The following is a 13,885-nucleotide window of genomic DNA, read 5'->3' on the forward strand; positions in this document are numbered from 1 at the left end:
AGGTTACCGGATCTTAGGCCACGTCCCGAGTGCCCCTCCCAGAATCCCGGAGATCCGGAAAAACATCGCTGTTCGGCATGTCATGATACGTCATATGCAGGCTTTCGTGACCGACCATGTCCGGGCTTTTTGAGGCTTAGACTCCAGCGTAAGAGTGTAGCGAGGGGAAGTAGAGGTTGACGATGGTGTAGTTGAAGACCAGGCAGGTGAAGCCGATGATGTTCAACCAGGCCGCACGGGTCCCGGTCCAGCCGCGGGTGGCGCGCGCGTGCAGGTAGCCTGCATAGACCACCCAAATCACGAAAGTCCACACTTCTTTGGCGTCCCAGCCCCAGTAGCGCCCCCAAGCCTGCTCGGCCCAGATCGCACCGGCGATCAGCGTGAAAGTCCACATCACGAAGGCCACAGCGTTCAAGCGGTACGTCCAATTCTCCAAGGCGAAGGAGGAGGGGACCAGGCGCAAGAAAGACCAGGGTTGCTGTCCGGCTTTGGCTTTGACCTCGGCGCGCTGTTTGATCAGCTGCAACACCGACATGGCGAACGTCAGGGAGAAGATTCCGGTGGCCATCACCGCCACCGAGACGTGAATAACCAGCCACCAGGACTGTAACGCCGGTTGCTCGTTGGCGACCGGCGTGGCGAAACCAATCGTGGCTGCCGTGAGCATCAGCACGATGACGGCGGTGACGAAGGTCCCCACAAAGCGGAGGTCTTTGCGGATCAGGAACCCGAGGTAGACCAGCGAGATAACCAACGCTCCGGTGGTCATGAATTCGTACAGGTTCGACCAGGGCACACGGTTGGCTGCCACGCCACGAGAGATCACAGCGGCTGTGTGGATCACCGCAGCAAAAACCGTGATCGCAACGGCCACATTGGCCCAGGGCCGGCGCGTGTGGCCGGAATAGTCCATATCGTCGGAGACCAGTCGAGCACCCACCCGGTGGTCACCGAACATATCAGCTGTGTGTCCTGACGTCTGACGCTGGTCGAGACGGTCGGCCGGACCCGAAACATCGGTGTCTTCCCGCCCGGTGTCGTCCCACGCGGCGGTGGAGCTACCACCACCGGCACCGACCAGCGCCGGTGCGCTCACCTCCGCGTTGGCGGTTTTCTGGGCCTTGCGCTCCCCAACTTCTTCCAGTTCACGCACGTGATCATCATAGAGTTCGTTCTCGACGCGGCGAATGGTCTTCGAGGCAGTGGCCATGTCCCACATGAATAAGAAAAAGGCGACAAGGTAGACCAGGGCAGCGATGAGCATAAAGAGATCGCTGTACTCGCCGAGGGTCTCATTGACTGGTTTCATCGAGGGTCTCCGTTAGTCGATGGTCGAACTCGCGGTGGGGAGTTGTCACCGGTATTCTACGTTTCTTCCCACACCACGCGCAGTTATGACGAAGGGCCAGATCGCTTTGCCCCACGAGCCGATTCCTCAGGTACCGGTCCAGATTCCTCAGGTGGAATCACCGGCCAGATCTCTTCCATGGCCAGCCGAATCTTGATGTTTTCTTCGCGCAATCCGAAGGACTCTCCGCGCGCTAACAAACCATACTCGATCGCAGTGGACCCCGTGATGGGATCCTCGGTGGCGCGCACCCAAACACGACGGCGACGGACAAACAGTGACACCGCCAGTGCGCCCAACGCGAGCACCGCAGAAATACCCACACCCCATTTGGCCGGATCGTAGTGAATATCGAGCCCAACGTAGCGATCTAAGGATTCAAAGGTGATCGACCCTTTGCCGTCGGGCAGTTCGTACGTTTCTCCCAGTCCTAAGGTGATCCCACCGTTGTCGTTGGTGCGTGAGTTCAGCTCCGTCATGTTCTCGGTGTTGAGCACATAGACGTTCTGCGGTTCGCCACTATCCAGGCCGAGGTCGCCGTAGTAGGAGTTCAGGATCAATTCGGGATTGCCCGCATCGGGATCGACCGAGACGGCGACTCCATCCTCGCCGGTGTAGGAGGTCGGCAAAAACAATCCCACAAAGCCCAGCTGGTCCGGCTGAGCATCGGGGGCTTTAATGACCGCCAAGGAGGTGTTGGTGCCCGGCTCTTGGATTTGGGCGATCACCGGCCCGTCAAAGGCGACATTCCCTTCGCCGTCTCGGACCACAATAGTGGGCGCATAGCCGTTACCGACCAAGAACATCCGCACCCCGTCGACGGTCAGTGGGTCGTTGACTTTCAGGGTATCGTGATACGGCTCGGCCTCGGGCGAACTCTGGACTGTCATCGTCGCAGTGTAGGTCAGCGGTTGCCCGTAGTGGGAGGTGGAAGTGCGGTCGTACTCGATCTCGAAGTCGTCAAGCTCGACGTAGAAGGGCGAGAGCATCTCTTCGTCGAAAGCGGTGCCCGGGGTGAAGGAGTCGTAGGCGACCAGGTTATTGGTGAACCCTTCCCCCTCAACGAGAACTTTTTGGCCGTTATAGCTGAACATGCCACCCACAGCGATGAAAATCAGCACGCCGAGGAGTCCGAAGTGGAAGATCAGGTTTCCGATTTCTCGCAGGTAGCCACGTTCGGCTCCCACCGAGGCGGCCCGGGTTTTGGTGTGTCCCTTACCGGCGGATTCGTCACGAACATCGACCCGGTACCCGCGCTTTGACAGGATCGCGGTGGCCTGGTCGATCGCCTCGGTAGGGTTTGGCCCCTGCTCGCGCAACAAGAGGCGACCGTACTCCGGAAGGCGGGATAGCCGGCGCGGCGTCCGCGGAGGTTGAGAGCGCAGTTGTTTCCAGTGTTGCTTGGCCCGGGGAATCAGACAGCCCACCAATGAGATGAACAGCAACAGGTAGATGGCGGAGAACCACACCGAGGAGTAGACATCAAAGAACTGCAGGGAATCCAGCACCGGGCCAATTCCGGGGTTGTCTTCGATCCATTGCTCAACAACTTCGGGGCCGGCCGGTCGCTGGGGGAAGATCGATCCCGGCACGGCAGCCACTGCCAACAGCAACAGCAACAGTAGCGCGGTGCGCATGGAGGTCAGCTGGGTCCAGATGAAGCGGAGGGTTCCGGTGACACCCAGTTTCGGAAGCTGTGGTTTTTTCGTCTGTTCTGATGTCATTAGATCGGTAATCTCACTTCGTTACTGAACCACACCTGCAACTCGTTGACCCAAGCGCTCCACAAACCGGAGACCATCAGCAGGCCCAACACAATCAGCAAGCCCCCACCGAAACGCATCACGGCGACCCGGTGGGTGCGGAAGAATTTCAGTGCCCCCAGAGATTTCTTGAATCCCAAGGCAATCAGCAGGAACGGGATACCCAGTCCCAAACAATAGGCGAAGGCCAGAATACCGCCACGCCAGGGGTTGGGGGATCCAGCGGTGGATAGCAGGAGTACAGCCGACATGGTGGGACCGATGCAGGGAGCCCACCCGAGCCCGAAGATCATCCCCAATACCGGGGCACCTGCCAGCCCGGCGGAGGGCTGGTAGGTGATCTTGCGGTCGCGCTGGAACCAGGAGAATCCGCCCATGAACACAATCCCCATCAAGATCACCACCACCCCGAGGATTTGGGTCAGCCATTGTCCCTCGCCTTGTACCCAGACAAAGACCTGTGAGAACACCAGCCCCAATAGCACGAAGACCAGGGTGAATCCGGCGACAAACAGGGCAATGCCGGCGGCCATGCGGCCACGTTTCTCATCGGCGAGATCGGCCCCTGACAGACCGGTGACGTAGCCGAGGTAGCCGGGAACCAGTGGTAGCACACAGGGAGAAAGGAACGAGACCAGACCGGCCAATAAAGCCACCGGAATTGCTAATAGCAGCGAGCCGTCCAGCGCAATTTCGGCGAAGGAGTTGGCCTGAGACAGCGGTGCCAGACCGGTCAAGTGGGTGGCAAGGGGCAGATGCGGGGTCATCAAGGTACAGTTTAGGTTTACTCGGTTACGACGGTATCGATCAAGGAACGCAACGTGGCGCGCTCAGCAATACCAAGGATGCGGGCGGCCACGCGGGTTTGGGAGTCCAAGACCAGTGTGGTCGGTACTGCTTGGGGCGGCACGAAGTCAGACAGCGACAGCAACACCTCCCCGGACCGTTCTTCCAGGGACGGGTAAGTAATCTCGAAATTGCGCTCGAAAGCTTCGGCGGTGCCGGCAGTGTCGCGGACGTTGACCCCGTAGAAGGCGACCCGGTCACCAAATTCATCATGGAGCGCCACCAGGTCGGGGGCCTCAACCCGACATGGGGCACAGGCGGCGTACCAAAAATTAAGCATCACCGGCGATCCGGCGAAATCCGCGGTGCTCACCGGCGTGCCATCGAAGGTAGTGGAGGTGAACTCGATCGGTTCGCCACGGTCTTCCGGGCTGATCTCCAGCACTGAACCGTCACCGGCAATGTAGTTTTTGCCGTCGGCGTTCCCGGCCTGTTCTGCTAGCGGATCGGTGGAAGAACAAGCGGCCAGCACCGGGGCAACCAGCACAGCGGTGAGGCCACCCAGGACCGCACGGCGACTGGTGGCAGAAGTGTGCAAGCGAGGATCTCTCATCGTTGGGTTTCTCCTACGCGAACGAAGGACTCGAGGTGTGTTGCGACGCTGACAAACGGGTCCGTCTATTCTAACGGGGCCCGGCGGTCTGATTCGCATTCACGGTCTCAGGTGCCGATATCGCGATGCTCACGATCAAGCCCCCGGCAGTGCCGCGGCTGAGCCGGTCAGCTCGGCGTTCGGCTCCCGGTACTCGATCCGCGGCAAGTGGTAGCCGGGATCAAAATGGAAGGTTGTCACCGAGGTCAGGGAACATTCTCGCTCTCGGGGGTCGTGCCAGAGTCTGGCGCGCTCAGCACTAAGCCGAGTGACCCAAATGGGCAACTGGTGGGACACCACCACAGCTTCGCCCCCACCGTGCCGAGCCAGCAATTCATCGCGCAGGTCAAACATGGCCGAGCTAACCCGTTGTACCTGGGCCCGATAGGGCTCGCCCCAGGACGGGCGGAACGGGTTCAGCACCAGGGGCCAATTCCAGGGTTTTTTCAGCTGGCTTGACATATCGGAGCGACCCTCAAATTTATTGCCGGCTTCAATCACACGACGCTCGATACGCACCGGCAAACCCAGAGCTTCGGCCAAGGGCTGGATGGTTTCTTGGGCCCGCAATAGCGGGGATGAGACCAGAATCTTGGGGGCTTCGCCGCGTTCGGTGGCACGGTCGACAAACCAGTCAGCGATCGCATCTGCCATCTGGTATCCCAGCGACGAGAGATGGAATCCAGGTAATCTGCCGTACAGCACCTCACCGGGGTTGTGCACTTCCCCGTGACGGACCATGTGGATCGTGGCAACACTCATGCTGTCTAGTCTCTCAGATCTTGCTGAAAGATCGCCGTGATGACGTCCGGATCGTTAGGATAACAACCAGAGTATGCACGGTATCAGTCAACAGATAAGGACAACCTTGTGAGTGAGAACCACCGTCGGGATCCGGATGAGCAGAATCAGCAATCCTCCGGTTCAGAGCCCACCCACGGCTCCCAGTATCCCCAGGACGAGCAGCATCAGGATCGAAAAACCTCCGGTGCGGCTGAAGAAGATCAATCCGACCAGCCCCGGTACGGTGTCCGACTCACCGGTGAAGAGTTCCAGCGATGGCAACAGGAACGTAGCGCACAGGCAGGATCTTCCGACCAGACATCGAACGCCCAGCATCACGCTGGGTACACCAAACCCCGCTACGGCACTTTCACTCCACACCAGCCACAGCCTGAACAGCAGGACAACCAGCAGGCCTACGGTTCCGAGTACGGCACTCCCCCGACCGAGTCACAGCTGCCCGCACAACAGTATCCCTTTCCGGCCGGTTTCAATCAGCCACCGACCGCTCAGCAGAGCACGCAACAAGCCACCATGCCCGCACCGCAGCACGTGGTGTGGTCGTATTGGATGATCCTCATCGCAGGCCTGCTGTATGTGCTCACCTCCATTATTCAAGCGCTGTTACCGAACTTTGGTTTGAGCTCGCAAGAGATCGCTCAACTAGACAGTATGATGGCCGCCATGGATACCACCGGAGAAATGGGAAGTTTCTCTGAGATGATTGCCGGGCCGATGGGCATGGCGACCCGGACCACGATGATCGTCATAGCGCTGGTGACCGGTCTGCTGTACTGGCTCGTGGCCCGGGGCGTGCGACGCGGGTCGAATATCGCCCGCATCATCGGATGTGTTTTCGCCGGGTTGTCGTTAATCAACCTGTTTTCGCTGTTTACCGTCGTCAGCGTGGTACTGGGTGTGGTGGCGATGATTTTGACCTTCACGCCCACTTCGCAGGAGTATTTCCGGTTTAAGGCCTGGGAGAAGGTCCAGCGGTTACAGGCCATGCAGTTGCCACCACAGCCTCCGCAGGACCACTAGTCACGTCGTCAAGCGGGTGCACGCTATTCGGCCTCTATCGATGGTCTGTCCGATGACGGTCTCCTGGCGCTCAAGAGTGCTCGGAGCCTGACAGTGTCGATGCGCCAAAAGTCGCGCTGTAACCCGTCAACGAACAGCACCGGGATTTCTTCGACGAAGCGCTCAGCCAGATCCGGGCGGAGACTAGCATCAATCACGCCACAGTCCACGTGGAATTCCTCTGCGATTTGTTCGGCAGTGGCAATTGCCTCCTCGCAGAGGTGGCATCCGCTTTTCACCAGCACCTGCAATACCGGTGGCGGTGTGTCTGGTGCGCAGTCGTCAGTGGACATCGGTATCGCCTAACCTTCCATAGCGCTTTGGGGCGGAGAAGGAATGTTCAGCTCAAACACCAAGAGCCACCCGAACAATCAGGTGGCTCTGTGCGTCTGAATCAGCGCACCACGGCAACTAGACCCTACGCGCCGGGATGCTATTTGTTGCGGCGCTGGTGGCGGGTGCGACGCAACATCTTGCGGTGCTTTTTCTTGGACATGCGCTTACGGCGCTTCTTGATGACTGAGCCCATGGGCTTCCTTCCTGTCGTCTCGTCTTTCCCGCAACGCGCCACAGTGGAGAACTCTCAACACCACAACACGTACAGATTCCCAGCTATTTTACCGAAGACTAACGTTTCGGCGATCTAGGTGTTAACGAATGACAACACTAGCAGAGGATTCTCGGCGGGCTCGCGACAGCAGACTAGGCCTCCGTGCCCGCTAGGCCTCCGTGCCCGTTGCTTGATCGGCTGAACCAGTCGACAAGATTTGTTCGACAGCGTTTTCGGGAACACGATAAGAACGTCCGAACCGGACGGCGGGGAGTTCACCGGCATGAATCATCCGGTAGACCGTCATGCGGGAGACTCGCATCATCTCAGCAACCTCAGTGACGGTCATGAATTTCGCATCGGCGAAGTTTTCACCCTGTGCCACGTTGTGCACCCCTCCACGGTGTTCAACATTGATTAATAAATAAACGGTGTTGTGACGAACAGCGCGATGGCGTTGCCATCAACGTTTCCGTGCCGTGATACCCGAGGGGAAGTTCGGGGTGATCGCGTGATCATCCCTGATTTGGGTCACCTTGGAAATTGTAGTGCATCCACTCCGGTTACAGAAGTTCAGTTCGGTTCCGAAGTGAATTGTGATGACTTTGTGATCAGTCAAACCAGGGATCGAGTCCGTGCAGTGGAAAGATCTCCTTGCGGGTGGCCATCACTGACTGGTCGTTATGGTCAGCCGGATCATAACCAACTTCCCACGACCTCCACCACACATCGACATTATCTGTCATCAGCTCCGGTATTTTTTCCAACTCCAACCCGGAGACTTCGGCAACTTTTTCCCGCCACTGGCGCGGAATGCCAGTGCGCAACGGGATCGGGTTCCCGGCGACGATCGCAATCAAATGTGCCCAAATACGTGGCACCACCTGATAAGGGGTATACCCTCCGCCCCCGAGGGCCAGCCACCGGTTATCGGCGAAATCTTCGGCCCACATCGCAGCATCCAACATCATCTGACGTTGGCCGTCGACGGATAGGTTCAAGTCGGCCAGCGGGTCCAGCCGGTGACCGTCGCAACCGTGCTGGGTGATCAATACCTCCGGAGAGAAGGCCTTCAGCACTTGCGGAACCACCGCGTGAACCGCCCGCAGAAACGCGGCATCGCCGGCTCCAGCTGAAATCGGAACGTTCACCGCTGACCCCTGGGCGTCATCGCCGCCGAAATCCCGGGCAAAACCGGTGCCGGGGAACAGCATCAGTCCGGATTCGTGGATGGAGATCGTCAGCACCCGCGGATCGTCCCAGAACAGCGCTTCCACGCCGTCACCGTGGTGGGCGTCCAGATCAACATAAGCGACTCGCTCGACCCCGGAATCCAGCAGGTGTGCAATGGCCAGCCCGGCGTCGTTGTAGATACAAAACCCGGAGGCCTGAGCCCGGTGGGCGTGGTGGAGTCCGCCGGCGAAATTGACCGCGCGAGAGACCTCCCCGGAGGCGATGGCTTGGGCTGCTCGCAAGGAACCGCCGGCGATACGCGCCGAGGAGGTGTGCATATCAGCGAAAATCGGACAGTCTTCAGTTCCCAGACCGGCCCGGTCGAAGCGTTCCTTGTCCTGGTGGCGGGAAGGATCGGTCTCGAGCTGGGCCACGTCATCGTAGTCCGAGGCGTGTTTAACCGCGGCAATGTAGTCCGCTGTATGGACGCGGGCCAGCTCGGCATCTGTGGCCACCGGCGGGTACATGATACTCAGCTGGTCGTTGTCCAGCACGCCAAGTTGTTCGGCCAGGTGGTAGGTCAGCTCCAGGCGAATGGGGGCCATCGGGTGGGTATCACTGAAACGGTACTTCAGTAACTCTTCATCCCACATCACAGCGGTGGGCACCGGGGTCTTGTCTGTGTCAGTCATCACTCTTAGGGTAAGTGCTCCGAGGCCCGGGCGGTAGTTTGTGATGACATACAACGGAAAAGACTAGGCATTTCACCGTTTCCGGAGCATGATGGTGTCGCTATGATTCATCAACGCTCCGGTAGGTTCCCCACCCAGCAGGACCGGGAGTATCCCGCACGAACCATCCCCGGATACTCCACCATGCGTGGCATGGTCTCCTCCTTACTTGTGCTGTCTCCAGCACGGGTAGCCATCGGGCTGTTCATGCTGGTCATTCTGGTTTTCACCGCACTGCTGTCGTTGCCGGTCGCGGCAGCCAACCATCGTCCGACCGCGCTCAACGATGCCGGGTTCACTGCGGTCTCGGCGATCACAGTCACGGGGCTGTCCTCGGTCAATACCGCAGAACACTGGTCATTGACCGGACAAATTATCATTCTGATCGCCATCCAAGTCGGTGGCATTGGGGTGATGACCATGGTCGGGATGCTCGCGATGGCCGTGTCAGAACGGATCGGACTCAGCTCGCGATTGCTGAGTATGCAAGCAACCGGCTCATCCAGCATCGGTACGACCCGCAGACTGATTCTTACCGTCCTGGTCACCACATTCGCCATTGAGACTGTTCTCGCCGCGGTGCTGATTCCCCGATTTATTGACTACACCGACGATGGGCTTACCGGCATCTGGTACGGCATCTTCTACGCGATCTCTGCTTTCTGCAACGCCGGATTTTCGCTTCACCCGATGGGATTAACGGCCTACGCACATGACCCGTGGATCATTCTCACCGTCTGTCTCGGCGTGATCATCGGGTCACTGGGAGCCCCCACCCTGCTGGTCCTGCAACAGGTGATGAGACGTCGCGCGCGACTGAACCTGCACGCCAAGCTCACCTTGTGGGCCACCGGAATTCTCTTGATAGTGGGTTTTATCGGGTTCGGTCTGTTGGAATGGAATAATCCGGATACCCTGGGTGAGTTCAACACGATGGAAAAATTCCAAACCTTGGTGGTTTCGACGGTGATGCCTCGCTCGGGAGGTTATGCCGTCTATCCGGTCGAAGAGCTCACGCCGGCCTCCATGTTTTTGATGTATGCCCTGATCTTTATCGGAGGCGGATCCGGATCCATGGCCGGAGGTATCAAAGTCACCACCTTGGCGGTGCTGTGTTTAGCCATTGTCGCCGAGGCCCGCGGACGTCAACATGTGACGGTCTTCCATCGCACCATTCCTGCTGATACCATCCGAGTGGCGATTGCACTGCTGGTCGGTTCCGGAGTCGCGGTGCTGACAGCGATGATTGTGCTGTCGGTATTGACTGGCGCCAGTGTGGAGCAGGTGGGTTTTGAAGTTCTCTCGGCTTTCGGAACCTGCGGGCTGTCCACCGGTCTGTCGGAGCAGGCCCCGGCCTGGGGGCAACTGGTGCTGTGTGTGATGATGTTCCTCGGCCGGGTCGGTACCATTACTTTCGCCGCCGGGCTGGCAACGCGCCATGCCCCCACGCTGTATAACTATCCCGAAGAAAGGCCCGTGATCGGCTGATGTCTCCTAAACGCACCATTGATTCCCACGCCCCCGTGCTGGTGATCGGTTTGGGCCGTTTCGGCGCCGCCCTGGCGCTGGAATTGACCGCGCGGGGCCAAGAAGTCATGGCCGTTGACCGTGATCCGGTTTTGGTGCAGAAATACTCGCCCGCGTTGACTCACGTGGTCCAGGCCGATACGACCGATCCGGAAGCGTTGGAACAGCTCGGTGCCGCCGAGTTCGACATTGCTGTGTGCGGTATCGGCACGTCGATCGAGGCCTCGGTGCTGACCACGGTGAATTTGGTGGAGCTAGGCATCGATAAAGTCTTAGCCAAAGCGGTCACACCCTCGCACCGGACCATTTTGGAACGGATCGGGGCCTCCCGCGTCATTTTGCCGGAACAAGATGCCGGCGAGCGCACCGCACACCTTTTGACCGGGACGATGATGGAGTTCATCGAGTTCCGTGGTGGCTGGGCTATTGCGCAAATGCAGGCCCCCGAACGAATCACACACAAACCACTGGTTGATGTGAAGACCCGCTCGCGGTACGGGGTGACCATTGTGGCCTATCGTCGCAACTCCGGTACCTACACCACAGCCCTGCCGGAGACGGTGCTACGCACCCGGGATGAGCTCATTGTGGCCGGTCCGATCGAAGACCTTGAGAATTTCGCCGACCGATCTTAGGCGGCCGGGACCGGGACGAGCGGTTCTGTCGTGAGTTAACCTTAGGAGTTGGCGATCTGCTCGCTGCGGGCAATATTGGCGTGCACAGCCGTCACCAGCAACTCCTGAAGCCCAGAGTCATCCATGGCATTCACCGCAGCTTCGGTGGTACCTCCCGGGGTGCAAATCTGGTCGGTGAGCGCCTTGGGGTCGGCTCCGTCTTCACCCAGCATCGCCCCCGCACCGGATACGGTCAAACGCGCCAGCTCCACCGCGGTCTCAGGGTCCAGGCCGAGCTGGGCACCAGCCTGGGCCAGCACATCGGTGATATGGAAAATGTACCCCGGCCCGGATCCGGCAATGGCAGCAACCAGGTTGATCTGGTCTTCGGGCACATGGAAGACACGCCCCGAACCGGAGAATATCGCCTCCGCTTGGGCCAGCCCTCGGTCAGTGACCGCCTGATTACCGGCCATACCCACCACGCCTTTGCCCAGGGTCAGCGGTAGGTTCGGCATGCACCGCACCACCGGCTGGTCGGCTCCGACGGCCTCGGTGATCGCCTGCAGGGTGATACCTGCTGCCACGGAGACCACGACAGCCCGGTCCGGCAGAGCTGGTGCCAGGTCGCTGAGGGTGGGCACAATATCGGCCGGCTTGGTCCCGACCAGTACCACGTCTGCCTCAGCCACGGCTTGGCGGTTAGCTTCGGGGTTGCTGTCTAGGGAGACGACAGTGATGCCCAGTTTCTCGCTTTTGGCGGTGGCGCTGGCGATAGAGTGCGTGGTGGCCTGGATGGCCGCCGGCGCAGCGCCGGTGGCCACATAGCCGGCCACAATGGCGGTGTTCATATGACCCAGTCCAATCACGGCTAGTTTCACATCGGCGGGCTGGTGTGCTGCGTTAGTCATCGTCACCTCGGGGCATTTTTCTTTGGTGGTTGGAAATAATCTGCATTGGTTGGGTCTGAGCCTGTTCATGAAGTGAGGCGATGTGCTGGCCGTTGCACTGCCCTGTGGCCTGAGCTTGGCACTGGGCAGTTTGCCCGACGGCCAGGTGGAAGCGAGTGAATCTCAGGGCCTCGGCAAGCATTTCTTCACGTTCCCCGGCATAGGAGACTTTACGGGTGGAAACCTCGACGCAGGCGGCTCCGTCCCATCCGGTGGCTCCCAGATACTGCAGGCATTCGGCCACCGGTTGTTCACCCTGGCCCGGAATCAAGTGGGAGTCTCCGGCACTGGTGGTCCCATCGGTGACGTGGACATGTTTCAGCCGCGACCCGAGCAATTTGAAGACCGCCAGCGAGTCGGCGTCAGAGATTCCAGCGTGGGAGAAGTCCCACGTGATGTGGTCATAATCTTCCGGGGTGGGGTCCCAGTGCGGCAGGTACATTTTGATTTCTTGCCCGGAGACCTTCCAAGGGTACATATTCTCCACCGCAATCATCACCCCGGTGGCATCCATGATGTCGCGGATCCCGTCTTTGAAGCCTTTGGCGTAGCGTCCCTGCCAGCGGAAGGGCGGGTGAGCAACCACGATATCAGCGCCCAGTTCGCGGGCCATGTCGGCCGAGCGGGCAATTTTGTTCCACGCCGAGCCCCAGACTTGTTGGGTGAACAGCAAGGTCGGGGCGTGAATCGAATGAATGGGCATGGAGTATTTTTCCGACAGTTGGTCTAGTTTCCTCGGGTCTTGCGTCCACGAGTTCTGGGTGACCATGATTTCTACGCCGTCATAGCCCAAATCTTCGGCCATTCCGAAGACGTGTTGTGGCGGGAGCGCAAACACTGAGGAAGACGATAGCGTGACGGGTATGGGCGCCACGTCGGCCGGAATCTCAGGCACTGACGACCCCCAGTGAGAACCCGGGAGTTTCGGCACCAGAGGAAAGATTCAGCGAGCCCACCCACGGGTCCAGATCACGACCGACGACGCCTTCCATCAACAACGCGTCGAGCCGTCCCATCATTAACCCTTCGCGCAACGCCCAGGGGCAAATCACCAAGCGTTTGACGCCGAAGTATTTCATCGCCGCATGGGCCACCATGCCTCCGGCCAAAACCTGCGGGGCCCGGATTTCGGACACGCCGGGCAACTGGGCTCGTTGGTCGACCGTCATCTTCGACATTTTGCCGATCCAATACTTCAGGTCTTTGCGCTTCAGCGTCCGGGTGACAAAGGGACCTTCCGAGCTGGGTGCGGCCCCGGCGACACGAGCCAAGGAACGGAACGTCTTGGAGGTGCCGGTCACCACAGTGTGCTCGGGCATCTGAATCGAATCCCCCAAATGTCCCAGTGTGTCGTCTAAAACCGCCTCAATGTGGCCGGAGAGCTTTCTGAGTTGCTTGCCTTTCGGCGGGTCCGAGGACAGAAATTCACGGGTTAACCGGGCTGCACCCAACGGGACCGAGACTGCACGGGAGGGCAACTCATCGGTGCCATAGGCAATTTCGAAGGAACCGCCACCGATGTCAAAGTTCAGTAGGTGTTCCACGTGCCAACCTTGCCAGCGCCGGACGGCGAAATATGTCATCGCTGCTTCTTGGTCGCCACTGAGTTCGGCCAGATGCACTCCGGTTTCGTCGGTGACTTTGGCCAGGACCTCTGGGCCGTTGGCCGATTCACGGATCGCCGAGGTACAAAAGGCGATCATGTCTTCTGCACCGTTGCGCTGAGCAAAGCTCACCGCCTCCCGAATGAATAACAGAAGCTTGTCGACGCCTTCGGTAGTGATCGCACCCTGGTCATCGAGATGCCGGATCAACGACAGTTGTTGCTTGTGATCAGCGTAGGCGTTGGGGCGAGCTCCGGGGTGAGCGTCGACTAAAAGCAGATGAACTGTATTGGATCCAATATCCAGTACTCCAAGGCGCATGCT

Annotated in this window: 15 protein-coding genes; 3 read left to right on the top strand and 12 right to left on the bottom strand. The window is 59.3% G+C overall.

The genetic code is table 11. The features are described 5' to 3' along the window. Nucleotides 1-136 precede the first annotated feature (136 nt). The 5 genes from ccsB to DCC24_RS00740 all read right to left on the bottom strand — a co-directional run bounded on the left by ccsB (nucleotide 137) and on the right by DCC24_RS00740 (nucleotide 5,311). Nucleotides 137-1,309, bottom strand: a complete 1,173-nt coding sequence (ccsB, locus tag DCC24_RS00720) for a c-type cytochrome biogenesis protein CcsB (RefSeq protein ID WP_110097991.1) — start codon at nucleotides 1,307-1,309, stop codon at nucleotides 137-139. An 83-nt stretch (nucleotides 1,310-1,392) separates the two neighbouring features. Continuing rightward, complete coding sequence (locus DCC24_RS00725) at nucleotides 1,393-3,072, bottom strand: cytochrome c biogenesis protein ResB (protein ID WP_110097992.1); 1,680 nt, start codon at nucleotides 3,070-3,072, stop codon at nucleotides 1,393-1,395. Further along, nucleotides 3,072-3,878 carry a cytochrome c biogenesis CcdA family protein gene (locus DCC24_RS00730; RefSeq protein ID WP_110097993.1) on the bottom strand — a complete coding sequence of 269 codons (807 nt, stop codon included), beginning with the start codon at nucleotides 3,876-3,878 and terminating at the stop codon, nucleotides 3,072-3,074. Before DCC24_RS00730 ends, DCC24_RS00725 begins: the two co-directional genes overlap by 1 nt. 17 nt (nucleotides 3,879-3,895) lie before the next feature. Next, on the bottom strand, nucleotides 3,896-4,510 hold the full coding sequence (locus DCC24_RS00735) for a TlpA disulfide reductase family protein (RefSeq protein ID WP_110097994.1): 615 nt from the start codon (nucleotides 4,508-4,510) through the stop codon (nucleotides 3,896-3,898). Nucleotides 4,511-4,645: 135 nt separating this feature from the next. Next, nucleotides 4,646-5,311 (bottom strand): histidine phosphatase family protein, encoded by a 666-nt coding sequence (locus DCC24_RS00740; RefSeq protein WP_110097995.1) that lies wholly within the window; start codon nucleotides 5,309-5,311, stop codon nucleotides 4,646-4,648. A 108-nt stretch (nucleotides 5,312-5,419) separates the two neighbouring features. Between DCC24_RS00740 and DCC24_RS00745 the strand changes: the two genes are divergently transcribed. Next, a complete protein-coding gene (locus DCC24_RS00745) occupies nucleotides 5,420-6,373 on the top strand; it encodes a hypothetical protein (protein ID WP_110097996.1) in 954 nt (317 codons plus the stop codon). A 23-nt stretch (nucleotides 6,374-6,396) separates the two neighbouring features. On the opposite strand, the gene DCC24_RS00750 is transcribed toward DCC24_RS00745, so the two are convergent. The 4 genes from DCC24_RS00750 to DCC24_RS00765 form a co-directional block, all read right to left on the bottom strand. Continuing rightward, nucleotides 6,397-6,705, bottom strand: coding sequence for a glutaredoxin family protein (locus DCC24_RS00750; protein ID WP_110097997.1), 309 nt, complete (start codon nucleotides 6,703-6,705; stop codon nucleotides 6,397-6,399). 140 nt (nucleotides 6,706-6,845) lie between these two features. Next, complete coding sequence (locus tag DCC24_RS00755; RefSeq protein WP_110097998.1) at nucleotides 6,846-6,941, bottom strand: 30S ribosomal protein bS22; 96 nt, start codon at nucleotides 6,939-6,941, stop codon at nucleotides 6,846-6,848. 190 nt (nucleotides 6,942-7,131) lie between these two features. After that, nucleotides 7,132-7,347: a helix-turn-helix domain-containing protein gene (locus DCC24_RS00760; protein WP_110098187.1), complete on the bottom strand. Its 216-nt coding sequence runs from the start codon at nucleotides 7,345-7,347 to the stop codon at nucleotides 7,132-7,134. Nucleotides 7,348-7,573: 226 nt separating this feature from the next. Further along, nucleotides 7,574-8,827 carry an acetoin utilization protein AcuC gene (locus tag DCC24_RS00765; protein ID WP_110097999.1) on the bottom strand — a complete coding sequence of 418 codons (1,254 nt, stop codon included), beginning with the start codon at nucleotides 8,825-8,827 and terminating at the stop codon, nucleotides 7,574-7,576. A 102-nt stretch (nucleotides 8,828-8,929) separates the two neighbouring features. On the opposite strand from DCC24_RS00765, the gene DCC24_RS00770 reads away from it, so the two are divergent. Continuing rightward, nucleotides 8,930-10,354, top strand: coding sequence for a TrkH family potassium uptake protein (locus DCC24_RS00770; protein ID WP_110098000.1), 1,425 nt, complete (start codon nucleotides 8,930-8,932; stop codon nucleotides 10,352-10,354). Next, a complete protein-coding gene (locus DCC24_RS00775) occupies nucleotides 10,354-11,028 on the top strand; it encodes a TrkA family potassium uptake protein (protein WP_110098001.1) in 675 nt (224 codons plus the stop codon). The genes DCC24_RS00770 and DCC24_RS00775 overlap by 1 nt, the downstream gene beginning before the upstream one ends. Nucleotides 11,029-11,069: 41 nt before the next feature. Here DCC24_RS00775 and proC read toward each other — a convergent pair whose 3' ends face one another. From proC to DCC24_RS00790, 3 genes are read right to left on the bottom strand one after another with little or no spacing between them, the layout of a single operon-like run. Next, a complete protein-coding gene (proC, locus tag DCC24_RS00780; RefSeq protein ID WP_208392142.1) occupies nucleotides 11,070-11,918 on the bottom strand; it encodes a pyrroline-5-carboxylate reductase in 849 nt (282 codons plus the stop codon). Next, nucleotides 11,911-12,843, bottom strand: a complete 933-nt coding sequence (locus tag DCC24_RS00785; RefSeq protein WP_369859708.1) for a sugar phosphate isomerase/epimerase family protein — start codon at nucleotides 12,841-12,843, stop codon at nucleotides 11,911-11,913. The genes proC and DCC24_RS00785 overlap by 8 nt, the downstream gene beginning before the upstream one ends. A gap of 1 nt (nucleotide 12,844) precedes the next feature. Continuing rightward, nucleotides 12,845-13,882: a Ppx/GppA family phosphatase gene (locus tag DCC24_RS00790; RefSeq protein WP_110098002.1), complete on the bottom strand. Its 1,038-nt coding sequence runs from the start codon at nucleotides 13,880-13,882 to the stop codon at nucleotides 12,845-12,847. Nucleotides 13,883-13,885 lie beyond the last annotated feature (3 nt).

The organism is Auritidibacter sp. NML100628 (assembly GCF_003185985.1).
GTDB lineage: Bacteria > Actinomycetota > Actinomycetes > Actinomycetales > Micrococcaceae > Auritidibacter > Auritidibacter ignavus.